18 protein-coding genes are annotated in these 18,691 nt (G+C 66.7%); 6 read left to right on the top strand and 12 right to left on the bottom strand.

The window, feature by feature from the left end; genetic code table 11:
- Nucleotides 1-14: 14 nt before the first annotated feature.
- The gene (locus QXH22_RS14550) at nucleotides 15-1,979 is read left to right on the top strand and encodes a SpoIIE family protein phosphatase (RefSeq protein ID WP_306245012.1); all 1,965 of its coding nucleotides are present in this window, start codon (nucleotides 15-17) and stop codon (nucleotides 1,977-1,979) included.
- An 8-nt stretch (nucleotides 1,980-1,987) separates the two neighbouring features.
- Here the strand turns inward: QXH22_RS14550 and QXH22_RS14545 are convergent, their stop codons facing one another.
- Nucleotides 1,988-3,223 carry an acyl-CoA dehydrogenase family protein gene (locus QXH22_RS14545; RefSeq protein ID WP_306245014.1) on the bottom strand — a complete coding sequence of 412 codons (1,236 nt, stop codon included), beginning with the start codon at nucleotides 3,221-3,223 and terminating at the stop codon, nucleotides 1,988-1,990.
- Nucleotides 3,220-4,341 (bottom strand): acyl-CoA dehydrogenase family protein, encoded by a 1,122-nt coding sequence (locus QXH22_RS14540; RefSeq protein WP_306276104.1) that lies wholly within the window; start codon nucleotides 4,339-4,341, stop codon nucleotides 3,220-3,222. Before QXH22_RS14540 ends, QXH22_RS14545 begins: the two co-directional genes overlap by 4 nt.
- Before the next feature lie 175 nt (nucleotides 4,342-4,516).
- Here QXH22_RS14540 and QXH22_RS14535 point away from each other — a divergent pair, with 175 nt between their 5' ends.
- Nucleotides 4,517-5,368 carry a hypothetical protein gene (locus QXH22_RS14535; RefSeq protein ID WP_371934227.1) on the top strand — a complete coding sequence of 284 codons (852 nt, stop codon included), beginning with the start codon at nucleotides 4,517-4,519 and terminating at the stop codon, nucleotides 5,366-5,368.
- A gap of 95 nt (nucleotides 5,369-5,463) precedes the next feature.
- Complete coding sequence (locus tag QXH22_RS14530; protein WP_306246393.1) at nucleotides 5,464-6,129, top strand: hypothetical protein; 666 nt, start codon at nucleotides 5,464-5,466, stop codon at nucleotides 6,127-6,129.
- Nucleotides 6,130-6,211: 82 nt separating this feature from the next.
- On the opposite strand, the gene QXH22_RS14525 is transcribed toward QXH22_RS14530, so the two are convergent.
- The 4 genes from QXH22_RS14525 to QXH22_RS14510 are packed head-to-tail and all read right to left on the bottom strand — an operon-like array spanning nucleotide 6,212 to nucleotide 9,793.
- Complete coding sequence (locus tag QXH22_RS14525) at nucleotides 6,212-7,171, bottom strand: alpha/beta hydrolase (RefSeq protein ID WP_306245019.1); 960 nt, start codon at nucleotides 7,169-7,171, stop codon at nucleotides 6,212-6,214.
- 32 nt (nucleotides 7,172-7,203) lie between these two features.
- On the bottom strand, nucleotides 7,204-8,370 hold the full coding sequence (locus QXH22_RS14520; RefSeq protein WP_306245021.1) for an amidohydrolase family protein: 1,167 nt from the start codon (nucleotides 8,368-8,370) through the stop codon (nucleotides 7,204-7,206).
- A complete protein-coding gene (locus tag QXH22_RS14515; protein WP_306245023.1) occupies nucleotides 8,367-9,437 on the bottom strand; it encodes an amidohydrolase family protein in 1,071 nt (356 codons plus the stop codon). The genes QXH22_RS14520 and QXH22_RS14515 overlap by 4 nt, the downstream gene beginning before the upstream one ends.
- Nucleotides 9,434-9,793, bottom strand: a complete 360-nt coding sequence (locus QXH22_RS14510) for a Rieske (2Fe-2S) protein (RefSeq protein WP_306245024.1) — start codon at nucleotides 9,791-9,793, stop codon at nucleotides 9,434-9,436. The genes QXH22_RS14515 and QXH22_RS14510 overlap by 4 nt, the downstream gene beginning before the upstream one ends.
- A 132-nt stretch (nucleotides 9,794-9,925) precedes the next feature.
- On the opposite strand from QXH22_RS14510, the gene QXH22_RS14505 reads away from it, so the two are divergent.
- The gene (locus QXH22_RS14505) at nucleotides 9,926-11,152 is read left to right on the top strand and encodes a cytochrome P450 (RefSeq protein WP_306245026.1); all 1,227 of its coding nucleotides are present in this window, start codon (nucleotides 9,926-9,928) and stop codon (nucleotides 11,150-11,152) included.
- A complete protein-coding gene (locus QXH22_RS14500; RefSeq protein ID WP_306245027.1) occupies nucleotides 11,149-12,306 on the top strand; it encodes a Zn-dependent alcohol dehydrogenase in 1,158 nt (385 codons plus the stop codon). Before QXH22_RS14505 ends, QXH22_RS14500 begins: the two co-directional genes overlap by 4 nt.
- 72 nt (nucleotides 12,307-12,378) lie before the next feature.
- Here QXH22_RS14500 and QXH22_RS14495 read toward each other — a convergent pair whose 3' ends face one another.
- From QXH22_RS14495 to QXH22_RS14475, 5 genes are all read right to left on the bottom strand, one after another.
- A complete protein-coding gene (locus QXH22_RS14495) occupies nucleotides 12,379-13,161 on the bottom strand; it encodes an SDR family NAD(P)-dependent oxidoreductase (RefSeq protein ID WP_306245029.1) in 783 nt (260 codons plus the stop codon).
- The gene (locus QXH22_RS14490) at nucleotides 13,158-13,598 is read right to left on the bottom strand and encodes a VOC family protein (protein ID WP_306245031.1); all 441 of its coding nucleotides are present in this window, start codon (nucleotides 13,596-13,598) and stop codon (nucleotides 13,158-13,160) included. Before QXH22_RS14490 ends, QXH22_RS14495 begins: the two co-directional genes overlap by 4 nt.
- Before the next feature lie 65 nt (nucleotides 13,599-13,663).
- Nucleotides 13,664-14,491 carry an SDR family NAD(P)-dependent oxidoreductase gene (locus tag QXH22_RS14485; protein ID WP_306245033.1) on the bottom strand — a complete coding sequence of 276 codons (828 nt, stop codon included), beginning with the start codon at nucleotides 14,489-14,491 and terminating at the stop codon, nucleotides 13,664-13,666.
- A 12-nt stretch (nucleotides 14,492-14,503) separates the two neighbouring features.
- Nucleotides 14,504-15,724 carry a cytochrome P450 gene (locus QXH22_RS14480; protein ID WP_306276881.1) on the bottom strand — a complete coding sequence of 407 codons (1,221 nt, stop codon included), beginning with the start codon at nucleotides 15,722-15,724 and terminating at the stop codon, nucleotides 14,504-14,506.
- Nucleotides 15,725-15,735: 11 nt separating this feature from the next.
- Nucleotides 15,736-16,755 carry an LLM class F420-dependent oxidoreductase gene (locus QXH22_RS14475; protein ID WP_306245035.1) on the bottom strand — a complete coding sequence of 340 codons (1,020 nt, stop codon included), beginning with the start codon at nucleotides 16,753-16,755 and terminating at the stop codon, nucleotides 15,736-15,738.
- Nucleotides 16,756-16,861: 106 nt separating this feature from the next.
- Here QXH22_RS14475 and QXH22_RS14470 point away from each other — a divergent pair, with 106 nt between their 5' ends.
- Nucleotides 16,862-18,358 carry an acyl-CoA carboxylase subunit beta gene (locus QXH22_RS14470; RefSeq protein ID WP_306276102.1) on the top strand — a complete coding sequence of 499 codons (1,497 nt, stop codon included), beginning with the start codon at nucleotides 16,862-16,864 and terminating at the stop codon, nucleotides 18,356-18,358.
- Between the two features lie 76 nt (nucleotides 18,359-18,434).
- Here the strand turns inward: QXH22_RS14470 and QXH22_RS14465 are convergent, their stop codons facing one another.
- Nucleotides 18,435-18,674 (bottom strand): hypothetical protein, encoded by a 240-nt coding sequence (locus QXH22_RS14465; protein WP_306245040.1) that lies wholly within the window; start codon nucleotides 18,672-18,674, stop codon nucleotides 18,435-18,437.
- Between the last annotated feature and the right edge of the window lie 17 nt (nucleotides 18,675-18,691).

Below are 18,691 nucleotides of genomic sequence, written 5' to 3'. Positions count from 1 at the left end.
GGAGGTACGGCCATATGTCGGCCGAAAAGGACTGGGATAACACCGTGGGCGCCGCTGAAGACGTGCGGCGCATCTTCGAGAACATCCCGGCCATGGTGGTTGGCCTGCACGGGCCTGACCACCGCTTCATCGCGGTCAATGCGGCTTTCCGCGCCTTCAATCCAGAGCTGAACACGGTGGGGAAGACGGCCAAAGAGGTCTATCCCGAGCTGGAGAACCAGCAGATCTACGACATGTTCGACCGGGTTTATCGCACCGGTGAGTCTCAATCGGGATCCGAGTGGCGCCTCCAGGTCGACCTGCAGGGTTCCGGACTCGAGGAGCGTTTTTTCGACTTCCTCGTCACGCCCCGGCGCGGGCCCGACGGATCCATCGAGGGCGTGCAACTGGTCTTCGACGATGTCACCGCACGCGTGCAGGCACGGCTGGCAGCCGAGGCCCGGGTGGAGGAGCTCTCGCAGCGCTACCGCAACGTCCGCGATTCGGCGATCCTCATGCAGCAGACACTGCTGGCCCCCTCCGTTCCGGTGGTTCCCGGGGCCGACATCGCGGCCGAGTACCTCGTCGCAGCCGAAGACACTGCAGCGGGCGGAGACTGGTTCGACGCGCTGGCCCTCGGTGACCGGCTGGTGGTCGTCGTCGGTGACGTTGTAGGCCATGGCGTCGAGGCCGCGGCGGTGATGTCGCAGCTGCGCACCGCACTGCGGATGCAGCTCACCGCGGGCCGTCCGATCGGCGAAGCGCTCGAGGCGCTCGACGCCTTCCACGAGCACGTGCCGGGGGCCAAGTCGGCCACCGTCTGCGTCGGCTCGCTGGACCTGGCGACGGGTGAATTCCAATACTGCACGGCCGGGCACCCGCCCCCGCTGATCGTCGCGGGCGATGCCAGCGCGCGGTACGTGCAACCGTCGGGCGGTGGGCCGCTGGGCAGTGGCACAGGCTTTCCGGTGCGCACCGAGACCCTCGACGTCGGCGACGCTGTGCTGCTGTACAGCGACGGCCTGATCGAGCGCCCGGGCCGCCCGCTGGTGGCCAGCACCGCCGAATTCGCCGACCTGGCCGGCAGTGTCGCCGCCGGCACCCGGGGCTTCATCCTCGACTCGCCCGCTCGCCCCATCGACCGGCTCTGCTCGGAAACGCTTGAATTGCTTTTGCGTTCAACGGGTTACAGCGACGACGTCACATTGCTCGCGGTGCAGCGCCGGACGCCGACACCGCCGTTGTACATCATGTCGGATGCCACGATCCACGCCGCCCGGGGCATCCGCGGCAAGCTGCGGGAATGGCTCTCCGAGATCGGGGCCGATTCCGCGGACATCTCCGATGTGGTGCACGCGATCTCGGAATTCGTCGAGAACGCGGTCGAACACGGTTACGGCGCCGATGTTCCCGACGGCCTGATCGTTGAGGCGTCGCTGGGCGGCGACGGCCGGTTGCGAGCCTCGGTGATCGACCGCGGCGAATGGAAGGACCATCGCGAAGGCGAGAAAGGGCGCGGCCGCGGCCTGGCGATGGCCGAGGCGCTGGTGACCGAATCGCATGTCACGCACAGCCTCGACGGCACGACCGCAACGCTGACCCACCGGCTCACCCGGCCGGTGAACTTCGTCAGCGACCCGGTGCCCAGCCGGGTCACCCATCCGCGCGAGATCGACAGCGAGTTCGTCTCACTGGTCGCCGACGGTGGCCGGATCATCGTGCGCGGCGAGGTGGACTCCAACACCGCGTCCACCCTGGATCGTCAGCTTGCAGTCGAAAGTCGTTCGGGCATAGCGTCTTTGACGATCGACCTGAGCGCAGTCACGCACCTCGGGTCAGCGGGCGTCAGCGCCTTGGCCGCGGCGCGGGAGCGGGCGCGCAAGCAGGGCGGCGACTGCGTACTGGTGGCGCCCCCGGGGAGCCCTGCCCACCACGTCTTGTCGCTGGTTCAAATCCCGGTCAGCAGCGGGGAATCCGAAGACATCCTGGTCGAGGACTGAGCCGGCGGCTACCGCGTCCTGCCGTGCCGCACCTGATTGAACGGCACCCCGCGATCCGCGGCGAATTCCCGCGGGAAGTTCAGCACCCGCTCGCCGATGACGTTGCGCGCCATCTCCGTGGTGCCACCACCGATGGCCACCGACTGGCGCGAGAGGTACCGAAGCCCCGATTGCAGCCCTTCGCCCACCTCCCCCACCACACCGGCGGCACCGGCGAGCGCCAGAGCGGTGTCCATCTCCAGCATCACCGTCTCGGCGTGGAAAAGCCTGATCAATGTTCCGCCGGCCGGCGGCAGTGAGCCGTCGCGGACACTGCGGTAGACGTGGCTGATCAGTTGCTCGGCGACCGCCCGATGCACCAGCGCGCGCCCGGCCATCTCCTGCGCACGCTCGCTGTCGGACTGACCGGTGCGTGCCAACAGATCGGCATAGTCCACCGGTGTCGTGTGCCCGCCCTCGCTGCCCGAGCCGCTGGCGAACTCCGAGCCCTGCCCGACGGCGCGCCGTTCGTGATAGAGCTGCCGTGACGCGACCGCCCAGCCCTTATTCACCTCACCGACCACGGCGTCGTCGCCGACGTCCACCCCGTCGAGGAATTCCTCGCAGAACTCGGCGCCGCCACTGACCTGCGTGATGCGCCGCAACGTGATGCCGGGGTGGTTGATCGGCACCAGGAACATGGTCAGCCCGTCGTGCTTGGGCACGTCCCAATCGGTGCGGGCCAGGCACAGACCGTAGTCGGCGGCGAAGGCGCTGGTGCTCCAGGTCTTGGCGCCGTTGATCACCCAGCGGTCGCCGTGGCGTTCGGCACGCGTGATCACCCCGGCCAGATCCGAGCCGCCGCTGGGTTCGGAAAGCAGCTGCACCAGCACCTCGTCACCGCGCAGCGCCGCGGCGATGTGCTGCTTCTTCTGCTCCTCACTACCGGTGTCCAGCAGGGTGGCGCAGCAGATGGTGAACGTCGGCACGTTGAGGATCAGCGGCATCTCGTAATTGAGCGACTCGACGTCGAAAGCCCGCTGGTACTCGTAGTCCAGCCCGAGGCCGCCGTACTCCCGCGGAAAGCAGATGCCCGCGAATCCGCCTTCGTAGAGCCGCTTTTGCAGTTCGCGCGCCCGCTGCCAGGACTGTTCGGCATCCCGCGGCACGGCCGGTGGGGACTCGGGGTCGATGCGGGGCATGTTCTTGGCCAGCCAGGACCGCGCACGGGCGGCGAACTCGGCGACGGTCTCGGTGGAACTCATTTCACACCCGCCTGGTAGACCCGGAGATTATGCTCCTCGGGCGTGCCGAACATGGAGCGGTACAACGTGATTCGCCGCAGATACAGATGCAGGTCGTGTTCCCAGGTGACCCCGATGCCGCCGTGCATCTGCACGCACCGCTGCACGATCTCCCCGCCGACCTCGCCGACATAGGACTTGGCGACGCTGGCCGACAAGCCGGCGTCCGGCGCCCGGGCCGCGACATCGGCGACCGCGGCCGCCGTGGTCGCGCGGCACGCCTCCAGCCACAGCTTCATATCGGCGAAACCGTGTTTGAGCGCCTGATACGACGCCAGGGGCCGGCCGAAGCTGTGCCGGTCCAGGGCCCACTGGACGGTGAAATCGAAAACGGTCTGCAAGATGCCGACTGACTCGGCACACTGCAACACCTGCGCGATCTGACTCTGCCGGTCGATCAGCCCGGCCGTCTCGGCGGCGGTGCCGACCACCGCTGACGCCACCGCACCGTCGAACTCCACCCGTGCGTACTGCTTGACCAGGTCGACCGACTGCACAGGGGTGATCCGTACCCCCGGCGCGTCCGTCGGGACCAGGAATTGGCGCACCCCGTCGGCGCAGCGTGCCACCACCAACAGCACCGCGCTCTGCGCGCCGGCCTCCACCCGGTCTTTGGTGCCGTCAATGCGGTACCCGGATTCGACCGCGGTCGCGGTCACCGTGGGCTGCTGCGGGGCCCAGCTCCGCCGCGGCTCCGACACCGCCCACGACGCCACCGTCTCCCCCGAGATGAGCGCATCGATCAATTCCGCGTGGGTGTCCCGGTCGGCGCAGTCCACCAGTCCGGCGAGCACGGTGCTGACCGGATACAGCGGTCCGGGGGCCACCGTCTTGCCCAGCAACTCGGCGACCCCGGCCAGGTCCGCCACCCCGTCACCGGAGACACTGCCGCCGCCCAATTCCTCGGGAACCAGCAGCCCGGTCCAGCCGAGCTCGGCGGCGCGCCGCCACCACGCCGGATCCCACGATGCGCCCGCGGCATGCAGTTCGCGGACGTGACGCAGCGACGCTTCTTTCGACAGAAAGGCTTGGCTGGTGGTGGTGAAGAGTATCTTTTCGGGAGAGTCGACAGCGGTCATGATGCCGACCGGACATTCCTTGGCATTCCTTCGCCGTCGCGAAGGAAGCTGGGGGAAAAGATTGGGTGATTAATCATCCGCCTGATCGGTCCTCGTCGGAGTTCGCTGGCGACTCCGATGTTACCAATGGGCGATACCGTAAGAGATACCGGAGTTCAGTCGATAATGACGAGCGGTGGCCGTAATGGCTGACAGAGACGACGACGCGGTGCCGTCGAAGGCCGACGTGCTGGCGCTGGCCGCGGAGGCCGAGGCTGAGGCCGCCGAGGCCGAGGCGCTGGCCGCGGCGGCACGCGCCAAGGCTCGCGCCGCCCGGTTACGCCGGGAAGCGCTTGCCGCTGCCGATGATGACGACGAAGACGAAGAGGACTACGAGTACGAGGACTACGACGACGACGAGTACGACGAGTCCGACGAGTACGAAGACGCCGACGAATACGAAGAGCCGGAAGGCTATGACGAGTCGGAGAACTACAGCGAGGCCGAACCCGAGGCAGCGGCGAAGCCGTCCCGGCGGGAACGCATGCGCGGCGCGGTGCGGTTCCCGGGACTTTCGACGATCGCCAAGGTGGTCGCGGTATTGCTGATCCTGGGATTCAGCGGCCTCAGTGGCTACTTCGTGTGGGAACACCACCAGGCCACCGATCGCGAGCAGAAGGCGGCGGCTTTCATCGCCGGCGCCAAGAAGGGCGTCGTCAACATGACCTCGCTGGACTTCAAAAAGGCCAAAGACGACGTCCAGCGCGTCATCGACAGTTCCACCGGCGAGTTCCGCGACGACTTCCAGCAGCGCGCGGCCGACTTCACCAAGGTGGTCGAGCAGTCCAAGGTGGTCACCGAGGGCACGGTCAACGCGGCAGCGATCGAATCCATGGACGGGCGCACGGCGCAGGTGCTGGTGTCGGCGACCTCCCGCGTCACCAATTCCGCAGGGGCCAAGGACGAGCCCCGCGCGTGGCGCTTGCGCGTGACCGTGACCGAAGAGGACGGACAGTACAAGATGTCGAAAGTTGAGTTCGTGCCGTGAGCGATGACGAACGCGAATCGAACGCCACCAAGCACCCCGCCGACGACACCGAAACCACGGTGATCGACACCCTCGGCGAGGATCGCGACGACGAGTTGGACACCTACTCCGACGACCATCCCGACAACTACTCAGACCACTATTCCGACGCAGACGTCGCCGAAGCCGTCGACGAGGACGCCGACGTCGAAGACGAACCCGAGGTTCACGCCGCCGAGGACGCCGAGCCCGCGCAGCGCAAGCCGAACTGGCGGCGCGACATCTGGAGCCGCAAGATCACCGTCAGGCCCATTCCGGTGCTGCTGATCGTGCTGGTGCTGATCTCCGGTGGCGTGACGGCATGGCTGTACGCCCACTATCACCGGCCCGACCAGCGGACCAGCCCCAGCGTGGGGCGTGCGGCGGTCAGCGCGGCCTCGGACGGAACGGTCGCATTGCTGTCCTATGCGCCGGACACCCTCGACAAAGACTTCGCCTCGGCCCGCTCGCATTTGACCGGCGACTTCCTGTCGTACTACGACCAGTTCACGCAGCAGATCGTCGCGCCGGCGGCCAAACAGAAGTCGCTGAAGACCTCGGCCCACGTCATGCGCGCCGCGGTGCAGGAGTTGCACCCGGACTCCGCGGTGGTGCTGGTCTTCGTGGACCAGAGCACGACCAGCAAGGACAATCCGGAACCGTCGATGGCGGCGAGCAGCGCACTGGTGAATCTGGCTCTGGTCGACGGGAAGTGGCTGATCACCAAGTTCACGCCGGTTTAGCCCGACCCCTTCCGCCGAGCGTGAACCGAGGGCGAGATACGGCGCCCGAATTCCGCCCTGTGTTCACGCTCGGCGCGCGTGATCAGACCGCGAACGCGCGGCGCAGCGTCTGGGCGTGCAGCGCCCGGTTCTCCTGCGAGACAACCCAATCGGGCACCACAGAGTCGAACCCATGGAACGTTGCGGCGATGACGTGCAGGCTGGCGGGGACGTAGGCATGCAACAGCCGGTTGGCGTAGTCGATGGCTTCGTCGCGGCACGGGTCGACGTCGGAGCAGCTGACGAACGCCGGCGGGAGCCCCTCCAGGTTGGCGCGGTGTGCGGGCACCAGCTGTCCGGTGGCGGTGGCGTGCCCGAGGTAGTGCCCCCACGCCCGGCTGACCGCCGGACCGTTGAGCCCGGGTGTGCGCTGGAATTCCCGCCGCGAGGGCGTCGCGTCGGAGTCGAGCATCGGCTGATGCAGGATCTGCACGGCGATCCTGGGCCCCTCCGCATCGAACACGCGCTGGGCGACTCCGGCGACCAGCGCGCCGCCGGCGTCGCGGCCCATCACGGCCAGGCGCCCGGCGTCGATGTCGAGTTCGGACGCATGCCCAATCGCCCACCACAGCGCCGCCTCGACATCGTCGAGGGCGGCCGGGCAGGGGTGCTCCGGAGCGAGCCGGTAGTCGACCGACACCAGCAGACAATCGGCGTCCCGGGCCAGCTCCACACAGTGCGCATGGTCGGTGTCCAGGTTGCCGGTGACGAACGCGCCACCGTGGGCGTAGATCAGCAGCGGCACGCCCGTGGCGGTGGCGCCACGGTAGAGCCGCACGTTCAGTTCGCCGCCGTCCGGGCCGGGAATCGTCCGCGATTCGACGGTGACGCCGGTGGTGTCGACCGCGGACGCGCGTTCGGCGGCGGCCCGGTCGGCACGTTCCCGCTCGGCCGGCAACGTGTCGGCGCTGAACTCGACCGTGCCCAGTGCGGCGGCGGCGTCTCGGAGTTCAGGGTCGATACGGCCCAGTCCCTGCGGCCGCGTGAGATTCGTTTGTGTCATGCCCTCTGGCCTTCCGGCTCGACGGTCAACGGCTAATCGAGAACCGTACCGCCGTCGACGCGCTCGCCGGGCAGGGCCTTGACGGTGCCGGGCAGACCGTAGAGCGCCGTCGCGTTGCCGCGCATGATCCGCTCCCGCTGGTCGCGGGGGAACCGGTTGATCGCATACATCGGGGAGTCGTAGCTCCAGTGCGGGTAGTCGGTGGAGAACATCAGGTTGTCACCGAGATCCATCATTTCCAGATACTCGCGGAACTGCACGGTGTCGGCGTCTTCCAGCGGTTGGGTGGTGAACCGCACGTGCTCGCGCACGTACTCCGAGGGACGTCGGCGCACGTGCGGCAGATCGCCGCGGCGCGCCTCCCAGATCCGGTCCATGCGCGTCATCACCGGCATCGCCCAGGTGAAGCCGCCCTCGATGAACACCACCCGCAGATCGGGATGGCGGTCGAATGCGCCGTCGAACACCAGGCTCATCAGATGTGAGACATAGAGCAGCGGCCAGGACGCGAAGAAGTCATGCCAGTGCGCGGGGTTGCCGACCGGGTAGATCGGAATCAGCTCGAACGGCGTCTGCCCCATCAGGTGGGTGGCCACCGGCAGCCCGTTGCGCGCCGCCGCGGCATAGAGCGGGTCGAAATGCTGGTTGCCGAAGGGTATTCCGCGAGTCTGCGGCGTCATCAGCACCTGATGCATGTAGGGATGTCCCGCCCACCGCTCGACCTCACGTGCCGCCTGCTCGGGCGTCTGCGCGCTGACACTGATCGAGCCGCGCCACCGGCCGTGCCAGTTGTGTTTGTCCAGCCAGACGTCGGCCAGCCAGTCGTTGTAGGTCGACTTCAGCACGTGCTCGGCCTGGGGTAACTGCGCGTCGCACATCGGCTCCAGCGACGCGATGCTGACGCCCGCGTCGAGAAGCAGTTGCTTGGCGGCGTAGTCAGGGTCGCTGCCGGCGAATCCACCGCCCGGCGGGGCGGCGTCCAGTCGCATCGACATCGTCTTGTACGAATCGGGGGTGTCATAAAAGTGCGGCACGGGCGTCACCGCGTTGCCGGTCGGCCAGATCTTGTCCACCCACTCGGCGGGCGCGTAGGACTTGAGCACCTCGGCGGAGACGGGCAACGGGTGCACATCGGTGTCGACGACGGTGACCGCGACATCCTGCGTTGTGTCCTGCTCGGACCGTTCCACGATCGTCATAACGCGCTTCCTTCACTCACCGTCAAGCCATACAGATCGCTGGCGTTTTGCCACAACACTTTTCGGCGTTGCTCGGCACTGAGACCGGCGGCCGCGTCGGCGGCCTGCGTCGTCGACCAGTGCGGATAACCCGACCCGTACATCACCAGATCCGCCTTGCCGGAGAAGTCCATCCAGCGGGCCGCGTGCCCGGCCGTCGGAGATCCGTCCAGCGCCGAGGAACAGAACCGGACATGGCCGGGCAGGTATTCGCTCGGATACCGGTCCACCCACGGCGTCTGATCGCGCATCGACAGCCAGAAGGTGTCCAGTCGCCACATCAGCGGTGTGAGGATGTCGTAGCCGCCGTCGGCGAACACGAACTTCAGTCCGGGGTGCCGGCCGAACATCCCCTCGACAATCAGGGTGGCCAGGTGCACGAAGTAGTTCAGGGGCATGAACGACGCGTAACCCGGATAGGTGTGGGCATGCCCGGCGAACGTCGGCGGATGGTCGACGCCGTTGCCGCCGTTGATGTGCACCGCCACCGGCAGACCATGGGCGGCCGCGGCCTCCCAGATGGGTTCGAACATCGGCTTGCCGAACGGCTCGCGCGACTGCATCGGCACGCCGACCTGCACCAGCTTGGGATGGCCGGCGAGGCGCTCGATCTCGGCGACCGCACCCTTGGGGTCTTCGGGATTGACCCGGATGGTGCCCCTGAAACGGTCGGTGGTGTCGGGTTCGAGCCACCGGTCCAGCAGCCAGTCGTTGACCGCGGCGCAGATACGGCTGTTCAGCAGGTAGTCGGCGATGTTGCCGCGGGTCAGCGGGTTCAGGATGGCGTAGCTTGCCCGCGATTCCGGGGGGCCCTCGTCGAACAGATGCCGGCTGACGATCTCGGGATCCGAACCCGGGTATCCGTCGCCGTAGAGGTCGGCGCGGTGGTCGCCGCCGGGCGCTTGGTACCACTGCTGTTCGACGTCGGGGATGGAGCGCAGCTGGTGGGCGGCAGGGAGATAACGCCGGATTTCGGCGTTGTAGCGGAAATGCGGCTGGACGTTGGCGTCGACGACTGGGCCGATCATGCGGTCACGAACACTTCCCCATCGGCGACATCCACCGGATACGTCCGGACGCGCCGAGCCGGATCGGCTACATTGCGCCCGGTGGTGATGTCGAATTCCCAGTTGTGCCAAGGGCATCGGACGATCTGGCCGTCCCGCACCCGACGCACCCCGCCCGGCTCCTCGGGTGCCGGCTCGTTGGTGCCGCCCAGCAGGCCGAGGCACAGCGGAGCGCCCTCGTGCGAGCAGTAATTCACGATCGCGTACAGCGCGCCGCGCACGTTGTACACACCGACCCCGAATTTCCCTATGTCGACCAACTTCATCGCCCCGGGCGGCAGGTCCTCGAGCGTGCACACGAATCGGCGTTGTGGCATCGGGGTGTCACCGCCTTCGCTCGTGGGGGCCAGCCGTTGTCGTCTAGGTTGCTATTTATATTATGATAGCGACATTCCGCTTTCCGGCCCGCGTGTCCACGGGCAAACTCGGTTGCTCAGGGAGGAGCGCTGGTGACGCTCAGCACCAATCAAGAGGGCGCGCCGGTCGCGCTCGATTTCACCGGCGAGAACAGTCCGTACCCCTTCTTCGAGTACATGCGCCGTACCGACCCGGTGTGGCATGGCGGCCTGATGGACACCGAGCAGGTTCCGGAGGAATTGCGCCCCAGCGATGAATGGGTGCTGTTCGGATACGACGATGTGTTCCAGGGCTTCCGTGACGACGCCACCTTCACCTCGGCGAAGTACGACGAGACCATCGGCCTGGTGATGGGACACACCATCCTGGCGATGGGCGGCAAAGAGCACCATGACCATCGCAGCCTGGTGGCCAAGGCGTTTCGGGCCACGGCGCTGGAACGCTGGGAACCCTCGGTGATCGGGCCGGTCTGTGACCAACTGATCGACGAGATCAAGGCCGACGGCCACGCCGATCTGGTGAAGGCGCTGACGTTCGAGTTCCCCACCCGGATCATCTCCGAACTGCTCGGTCTGCCGCGCGAAGACCTCGATATGTTCCGTCGTCTGTCGCTGGATCTGATTTCGATCTCGTCCGACATCATGGCCGGCCTGACCGCGGCGGGCGAGTTGCACGGTTACTTCCTCAACCAGGTCGAACAGCGTCGCCGCAAGCTCACCAACGACATCATCGGCGATCTGGTGGCCGCCGAGATCGACGGGGAGAAGCTGACCGACGAGGCCATCATCGCGTTCCTGCGCCTGTTGTTGCCAGCCGGACTGGAAACCACCTATCGGTCGTCGGGGAACCTGTTGTACGCCCTGCTGACCAACCCCGAACAGCTGGAGATGGTCTACCGGGACCGCTCGCTGATCCCGGTGGCGATGGAAGAGGGCCTGCGTTACGAAACCCCGCTCACCATGGTCATGCGCACCACCACCCGGGAAATCGAACTGGGCGGCAAGACGATTCCGGCCGGCGCGCAGATCGACATGTGCATGGGCTCGGCCAACCGCGACGAAACCCGGTGGACCGACCCGAATACTTTCGACATCCGCCGCCCGCGTCAGGCCCACATCGCCTTCGCCGGCGGCATTCACATGTGTCTGGGCATGCACCTGGCCCGGCTGGAGACGCGGGTGATGCTCAACAGCTTGTTCGACAGGGTGAAAGATCTGAAGTTCGTGGCAGACGACGGCACCGGCGAGGAGTCCAAGATCGTCGGGCTCGTCTTCCGCTCCCCCAACAAACTGCCCGTCACCTTCAGCCCCGCCTCATGAAGAGCCGCGCGGCGATCCTGCACGGCATCGGCGGACCGTGGTCGGTGGAAGACTTCGAACTCGACGCGCCGCGGGCCGGCGAGGCCCTGGTCGAGATGGCCGCAGCGGGGCTGTGCCATTCCGACGACCACATCCTCAAGGGCGACATGTCGGCGCCCAACGAGGTGATGAAAGCCATGGGATTGCCGACCATGTTCCCGATGATCGGCGGCCATGAGGGATCGGGCATCGTGCGCGAAGTCGGGCCCGACGTCACCGATTTCGCGGTGGGCGATCACGTGGTGATGTCGTTCGTCGCCGTCTGCGGCCAGTGCCGTTGGTGCGCCACCGGCATGGAGTACCTCTGCGACACCGGCATGGGCACCATGATCCCGGGCATGCCGACCGACGGCACCTTCCGGCACCACACCGCCGACGGCAAGCCGCTGGGCCATTTGGCGAAGGTCGGCGCTTTCGCGAAACACACTGTGGTATCGGTGAATTCGCTGATCAAGATCGAACGCGAGCTGCCGCTGGTGCCCAGTGCCCTGCTGTCCTGCGCGATTCCGACCGGGTACGGTTCGGCCGCCAACCGGGCCGGGGTGCGCGGCGGTGACACCGTCGTGGTCATCGGGGCCGGCGGCATCGGCACCGGCGCCATCCAGGGCGCCCGGATCAACGGGGCGGCGCAGATCATCGCTGTCGACCCGGTGGAGTTCAAACAGAAGTCGGCCCTGCAGTTCGGCGCCACCCACAGCGTCGCATCGGTGGCCGAGGCCACCGATCTGGTGCGCGGCCTCACCCACGGGGTGATGGCCGACTCGGTGGTGGTCTCACCGTCCCTGATCACCGCCGACGACGTTCGCGACGCGGTGGCGCTGACCCGCAAGGGCGGCACCTGCGTCCTGACCGGTATGACGTCGCAACTGACACATTCGGTCAACATCAACCTGCAGGACTTCATCCTGATGAACAAGACGTTGGCGGGCACCATCTTCGGCTCGTGCAACGGCAAGGCCGACATCTCCCGGCTGGCCCGGCTCTACCAGACCGGGCAGCTCCAACTCGACGAGATGATCACCAGGCGCTACCGCCTGGACGACATCAACCAGGCCTACGCCGACCTGCTGAACGGTGAAATCGTCAGGGGCGTAATCGATTACGGGCTGTCGTAAACTCGGTTCCCGCCGACTGTGAATTGGGCGACGCGACACGCCGGTACTGCGTCGTGAGGTTCACTCTCGACGCTAGGCCTCGCTGGCTTTCTGCTTGGCTTTGTGGAGCTCCTGCAGCTTCTTGAGCCGCATCAGCTTCTCGACCTGGCCGTAGGCGTCGATCGGGCTGTGTAGCGACAATCCGCCGTCGGCGTGCAGCACTTGGCCTGTCACCCAGGACATTTCGAGCACACCCACAATGGCCTGCGCCACGTCGCCGGGCTCGCCCAGCCGGCGCAGCGCGGTCCGCTTGGACATGCCCTCGACCCAGGCGGGCCACTTCTCGGCGTCGGGCAGCATCGGGGTCCGGGTGACACCGGGACCGACGGCGTTCACCCGGATACCGTGCACACCCCACTCGACCGCCGCGACCTTCACCAGCATGTCCAGGCCCGCCTTGGACACGCAGTAGGCACCCATGTCCCGGTCCGCGACCGTGCCGCTGATGCTCGAGACGACGACGATCGAGCCTTCCTGTTCGGCGTCGACCATGGCCTGGGCGGCCGCCCGGATCGTGTAGAAGGTGCCGGTCAGATTGACGGCCAATACCCGCTGCCACTCGGCGGGATCGATGGCCAGCAACAGACCGGACGAGCCGATACCCGCCGAGGCCACCACCCGGGTGGGCACTCCGTGCTCGCGGACGGTCTGCTCCATGGCCGCCGTCACGGAGTCCAGATCGCTGATGTCGCAGGCGATGTCGCCATTTGCCACATCCCAGACGACGACGTCGTGGCCGGCATCGCGCAGCATCTCGGCGGCCTGGCGGCCGATCCCGGAGCCACCACCGGTCACCAGCGCAGTCGAGGCGCTCATGCCGCGGGTCCGATCAGTTCGACCAGCACGCCGTCCGGGGCGGTGATCACCGCCATCGGAACCGTCTTGCCCGCCGGGGCGGGCATGGTGATCTGACGGACGCCGTCGGTGAAGCCCAGGTCCGCCAGCGTGGCCAGCGTCGCATCCACCTCGCGCTGCAGCGAGAGGAGAAAGAACCCGTGCCTGGGGCCGGAGTATTCGCGCGGCGTCTCGTCGGCCCCGGACAACTCCACCAACTCGACGATCCCGCCGTCCGGTGCCTGCGGGTCCCCGAGAAAGATCGATCTCAACTGATCGGTCTCGGCGCCGAACAGTTCCGGCCAGTCACCGGTGAAGGTGTGGTCGAACAGTTCCGTCAATCCGAGTCCGTCCCGCCAGAACCGCAGCGAGCGTCCGACATCGGCGGTACAGATGGCGGCGTGATGAACACCCAGCACGAAGTCCCCTTCCGGTAGCGCATCCAGTATTACCGCGCCGGCAGCAGGCCGGACAGCGACCCCGGCTAGGTCCGCGCCAGTGCGGCAACCGTGCGATCCCAGAGTTCGCCGGCCAGCACGGGATCGTAGGCCGCGCGGTTGGCCTTCGAGACTTTGTGCCGCGAGTAGTACTCGCCCGGTTGCCAGTCGACCCCGGGGGTAGCAGAGGCCAGCCAGACCAGTTGTTCGGCCCCCTCGTCCGCGGTGGCGGTGAACCGGGCCGTCACCGGGACGTAGTTCTTCATGAAGTGCAGCAACCGCGAGCCCGAGGCTTCACCGAAGTTGGAGTTGACGTAGCCCGGATGAAAAGTCGCCGCCGATATTTCCCGATAGCGGCGGTGTAATTCCTTGGTGAACAACACGATTGCCAGTTTGGTCAGTGCATAGGCGATGCCGGGCCGGCGCCGCGCGGTGTGCTCGAAATCGGTGATCGTGACCTTGGGTAGCAACCGCTGCGACGAGCTGGTGGTGTTGACGACGGTCGCACGCGAGTCGACGAGCGTGTCCAGCAGCTCTGTGGTGAGCAGGAAGGGCGCCAGATAGTTGACCTGATACGTCTTCTCCAGCCCGTCGGCGGTCATCTCGGGTTCCCGGCACATACCGCCTGCGTTGTTGGCCAGCACGTCGATGCGCGGATACTCCGAGCGGATCTTGTCCGCCAGCGCCCGCACCTGGGACAGGTCGGCGAAATCGGCCACGTAGTAGTCCGCGCCCAGCTCTTCTGCCACCGCAGTCGTCTTGCGCTGCGAGCGGCCCACCACGACCACCTTCGCACCGCCGCGGGTGAGTTGCCGAGCGGCCGCGGCACCGATGCCGTCACTGGCACCGGTGATGACAATCGTCTTGGGCGTCATATCGATCGCATCCTAGGACAGCGAATACCGCACGGGCAGGTGCTTGAGACCCCCGACGAACGTCGCGGCGACCAGTTCCGGATCACCGGCCAGCTCGATGGATGTCAGCCGGGGCAGCAGCTCGGCGAAGAAACTGCCGACCTCCATTCGGGCGAGCGCCGCTCCCATGCAGAAATGCACTCCGTAGCCGAAAGCCACGTGCTTGTTGGGCTCGCGCCCGACATCGAAGCGGAACGGATCGTCGAATACGTCCTCGTCGCGGTTGGCCGACACGTAGGACAGCAGCACCGATTCGCCGGCCGCGATCGGGACTCCGCGCACCTCAGTGTCGGCGGCAGCGGTACGCATGAAATGCCGGACCGGAGTGACCCAGCGGATCATCTCCTCGGTGGCGCGCGGCATCAGGGCGGGGTCGTCCTGCAGCCGCCGGAGCTGGTCCGGGTTTTCCAGCAGCGCGTGCAGCCCACCGGAGATGGTGGCGCTGGTCGTATCATGTCCGGCGGTGGCGACAATCAGGTAGTAGGACACCGTTTCGATATCCGACAGCGGCTCCCCGTCGATGCGGGCGTTGGCGATCGCGGATGCGAGATCTTCGGTCGGGTGCTCGCGGCGGGCAGCGGTCACTCCGTTGAAATAACCGAACATGTCCAGCAGCGCGGGCAACTGGTCCTCGGCCGTGGTGCCGCGCTTGTATTCGCTGTCGTCGCTGCCGAACAGTTCCTGGGTCAGCTTGAGCATGCGGGGGAAGTCGGCCTCGGGGATACCGAGCAGCGACATGATCACGTAGAGCGGGAAGTTCACCGCCACCTCTTGCACGAAGTCGCACTGCGGACCGACTGCTCTCATCTTGTCGACGTAGATCCTGGCCAGTTCGTCGACGCGAATCTTCAGCGCACGCATCGCTTTGGGCCGGAACCAGTCCGAGCCGATGGCACGCACCACCCGGTGCTGCGGATCGTCCAGATGGATCAGCGTGCGCACCCCCGAGGCCGCCTGCAACTCGTCGCCTTCGATGGTCGCCAGTACCGGCCGCGGCCAGTTGGTGAACAGCCCGTTGTTGCGCTCGATATCCATCACGTCGGCGTACTTGGTGATCGCCCAGAACGGCCGGTAACCGGGTACGTCGACGCGGCACACCGGCGCGCTGGCACGCAGATGGGTGAGCGCCGCGTGCAGCCGCCCTTCATCGGTGTAGGCCTGCGGATCCGCCAGCAACCTGGCGGCCTCGTCCATGGTCGGCGCACTCATCGGCGAAAGTCCTTGAGCGCCCGCTGAACACAGTCCGGCGAAGCGGCATAGAAGATGGGCAGCACCCGGTCGGCCACTCCGTCGCACCTGGAGCGCAGCGCAGCGCTGACGTCGTCGGCCGGGCCGACCACGGCGAAGGTGCCGAGGATCTCGTCGTCGATCAGTGACCCCATAGCATCCCACTCGCCTTCTTTGGAGAGGCGGTGCAGTTCCTCGTGCAGGTCGCCCCAGCCGTGCAGTTCGAGCACCTTGCGGTACGCCGGGGTGGACCCGTAGAACGCGATCTGTTTTCGGGTGGCCGCCATGGCGGCTTTCAGCTCGTCCTCGTTGGTGCCGGTGGCGACCATCACCTCCGCCGACACCTCGAAGGCGCTGCGGTCCCGGCCCGCCCGTTCGAGACCGCGTTGCAGGATGGGCAAGGTCACGTCGGTGAGATAGCGCTTGGACACCATCGGGTGACCGAGATGGCCGTCGGCCACCTCACCGCACATCTCGGTCATCGCCTCACCGACCGCCGCGAGAAAAATCTTCGGCGGCGGGTACGGGTTCGGCTCCGGCGTGAACATCGGCGTCATGATCTTGTGCGTGTAGAAGTCACCCTCGAACCGGAGCTTGGTGCCGTCCTTCCAGGCCGACCAGATCGCGTGCAGCGCTTCGACGAACTCGCGCATCCGGCGGGCAGGGTGGCTCCACGTCATGCTGAAGCGCTTCTCGATGTGAGCCTGAATCTGGGTGCCCAGCCCGATGATGAACCGGCCCTGCGAGTACTCCTGCAGGTCCCACCCGAGGTTGGCGACGGTCATGGGGTTGCGGGCGAAGGCCACCGCGATGTTGGTGCCGAGATCGATGCGACAGGTGTGTTCGGCTGCCAGCAAAAGCGGCAGGAACGGGTCGTGGCTGGTTTCGGCGGTCCAGCCGCCGTCGAAGCCCTGCTGTTCCAGAGCGCCGGCCGCCTCGACCACTCGGTCCAGCCTGTTGGGTATGCCACCGTCGATCTTGAGGCCCCCACGCACCATAGTGGGAAAGCTACAGTAAGCAATTCGGTAGGGTCAACGTCAGCGCGGCGCTACAGTGAGCACGTCATCAGGAACCGACCGCCCGGTAGCGAGTGAGGACCAAGGCATGGCCAACTCCCAGGACTGGCAGGAGACGCTCGACGACCTCGACCGCCGCCGCCGGCACTCGCGCGGCATGGGTGGGCAGGAGCGCCTCGACAAGCACCGCGGCAAAGGCAAACTGGACGCGCGGGCCCGCATCGAGCGGCTCCTGGACGCCGGCACGTTCCGGGAAATCGGCACCCTGGTCGGCGGTGACGTCGCCGCCGACGCGATCGTCACGGGTTCGGGCCTGGTTCATGGCAAACCTGTCATGGTCGGCGCCGAGGACTTCACCACGCTGGCCGGAAGCATCGGGCCCGGCGGCAATTCCAAGCGGTACCGGATCGCCGAGCTTGCGGTGCGCGACCGCGTCCCACTGGTGATGCTGCTCGACGGCGCGGGATTTCGGCCCACCGGTGGGCATTACGGCCGCACCCCCACCGACCTGCTCGCCCAGACGCAGTGTTCGGGGCGGGTGCCGACGGTGGCCGCGGTGCTGGGTCCCTCGGCCGGGCACGGCGCCCTGGTGGCTCCGGTGTGTGATTTCCGGATCATGAGCCGGCACGGCACCATCTTCACCGCCGGCCCGCCGGTGGTGAAAGAGTCCACAGGAGAGGACATTTCGAAGGAGGACCTGGGCGGCCCGGACGTCGCACTGCCCAGCGGGGTGATCCACAACGTCGCCGAGGACGACGAGACGGTGCTCGACGAAATCCGCCGTTATTTGTCCTATTTTCCGGCAAGCGCCTGGTCCTATCCGCCCGGCCTGCCCGCCGACGAAACGACGGCACCGCGGCCCACCCCGGAGTTGTTGAACATCGTCTCCCGGGACAATCGTCGCGTCTATGACATGCGCGCGGTGCTCGACGTGGTCTTCGACCGCCCCGACTGGTTCGAGGTGCAACCGTCGTTCGGCAGGGCGATCATCTGCGCGCTGGCGCACCTGGGCGGGCATCCCGTCGCCGTCGTCGCCAATCAGCCGCAGGTGCTGGCCGGTTCGATCGACGCCAGTGCCGCGGACAAAGCCGCGCATTTCATTTTGGTCGCCGATTCATTCCATCTGCCCATCGTGTTCCTGGCCGACAATCCGGGGATGCTGCCCGGCAGCCGCTCCGAGCGCAGCGGTGTCCTGCGCAGCGGCGGGCGGATGTTCGCCGCGCAGACCGCCGCGACGACGATCAAGTTGCACCTGACCTTGCGCAAGGCTTACGGCTTCGGCTCCATGGTGATGTCGCTGCTCGGCTTCGACCACCAGTCCGCCACGTTCGCCTATCCGGGAGCGACGATGGGCGCCATGAGTGCGGCGGCGCTCAGCCGCGCCTCCCACGCCGGTGAGGACCTGACCGCCAAACTGCGCGACGCCGAGCTGCAGGCATCCTTCCGCTCGGCTGAAGGGTTCGGTTTCGACGAACTGATCGATCCGCGGGAGACCCGCGATGCGCTGCTGGCCTCGCTGCAACGCGCGCTGTCCGCCCGGCAGGCGGTCGCGGAGCCGGTGACCCGCACCGTGATCTTGCCCTGACTACGCTCCTGGTAAAACCGGCGGGCTTATTCACATCAACTCCGCCGCAACGGGATCAATTCTCAGCGACTCGAACTCACAGCCGGTGAATCTCACGGGCCAACAACGAGCGCTCAAGGTACGCGTAGCGCTCCGGCTTGCTCTTCTTGCGCGCCGGGAGTGCTGCCTCTTTGGGCGCCAGGAAGATGCGGCGCATCGACGCGCCGATGACCCGGGATTTGTCGACTAACCAACGAGGTGACGACGTGGTCTTTTTGCGCGGTAACGGCACTGCTGCCGACGTGCTGAGGACAACCTCCTGAATATGTGTGGTCATGAGTTCGTTCCTTCACT

This window comes from Mycobacterium sp. TY814 (assembly GCF_030755175.1).
Lineage (GTDB): Bacteria > Actinomycetota > Actinomycetes > Mycobacteriales > Mycobacteriaceae > Mycobacterium.
The sequence above is the reverse complement of the archived record's forward strand: the minus strand, read 5'-3'. Positions and strand labels throughout refer to the sequence as shown.

Bases quoted from the DNA above. Each gene is read 5' to 3' on its own strand.
- QXH22_RS14550 (WP_306245012.1), top strand. From the start codon at position 15: ATGTCGGCCGAAAAGGACTGGGATAACACCGTGGGCGCCGCTGAAGAC.
- QXH22_RS14545 (WP_306245014.1), bottom strand. From the start codon at position 3,223: ATGAGTTCCACCGAGACCGTCGCCGAGTTCGCCGCCCGTGCGCGGTCC.
- QXH22_RS14540 (WP_306276104.1), bottom strand. From the start codon at position 4,341: ATGACCGCTGTCGACTCTCCCGAAAAGATACTCTTCACCACCACCAGC.
- QXH22_RS14525 (WP_306245019.1), bottom strand. From the start codon at position 7,171: ATGACACAAACGAATCTCACGCGGCCGCAGGGACTGGGCCGTATCGAC.
- QXH22_RS14520 (WP_306245021.1), bottom strand. From the start codon at position 8,370: ATGACGATCGTGGAACGGTCCGAGCAGGACACAACGCAGGATGTCGCG.
- QXH22_RS14515 (WP_306245023.1), bottom strand. From the start codon at position 9,437: ATGATCGGCCCAGTCGTCGACGCCAACGTCCAGCCGCATTTCCGCTAC.
- QXH22_RS14510 (WP_306245024.1), bottom strand. From the start codon at position 9,793: ATGCCACAACGCCGATTCGTGTGCACGCTCGAGGACCTGCCGCCCGGG.
- QXH22_RS14500 (WP_306245027.1), top strand. From the start codon at position 11,149: ATGAAGAGCCGCGCGGCGATCCTGCACGGCATCGGCGGACCGTGGTCG.
- QXH22_RS14495 (WP_306245029.1), bottom strand. From the start codon at position 13,161: ATGAGCGCCTCGACTGCGCTGGTGACCGGTGGTGGCTCCGGGATCGGC.
- QXH22_RS14485 (WP_306245033.1), bottom strand. From the start codon at position 14,491: ATGACGCCCAAGACGATTGTCATCACCGGTGCCAGTGACGGCATCGGT.
- QXH22_RS14480 (WP_306276881.1), bottom strand. From the start codon at position 15,724: ATGGACGAGGCCGCCAGGTTGCTGGCGGATCCGCAGGCCTACACCGAT.
- QXH22_RS14475 (WP_306245035.1), bottom strand. From the start codon at position 16,755: ATGGTGCGTGGGGGCCTCAAGATCGACGGTGGCATACCCAACAGGCTG.
- QXH22_RS14470 (WP_306276102.1), top strand. From the start codon at position 16,862: ATGGCCAACTCCCAGGACTGGCAGGAGACGCTCGACGACCTCGACCGC.
- QXH22_RS14465 (WP_306245040.1), bottom strand. From the start codon at position 18,674: ATGACCACACATATTCAGGAGGTTGTCCTCAGCACGTCGGCAGCAGTG.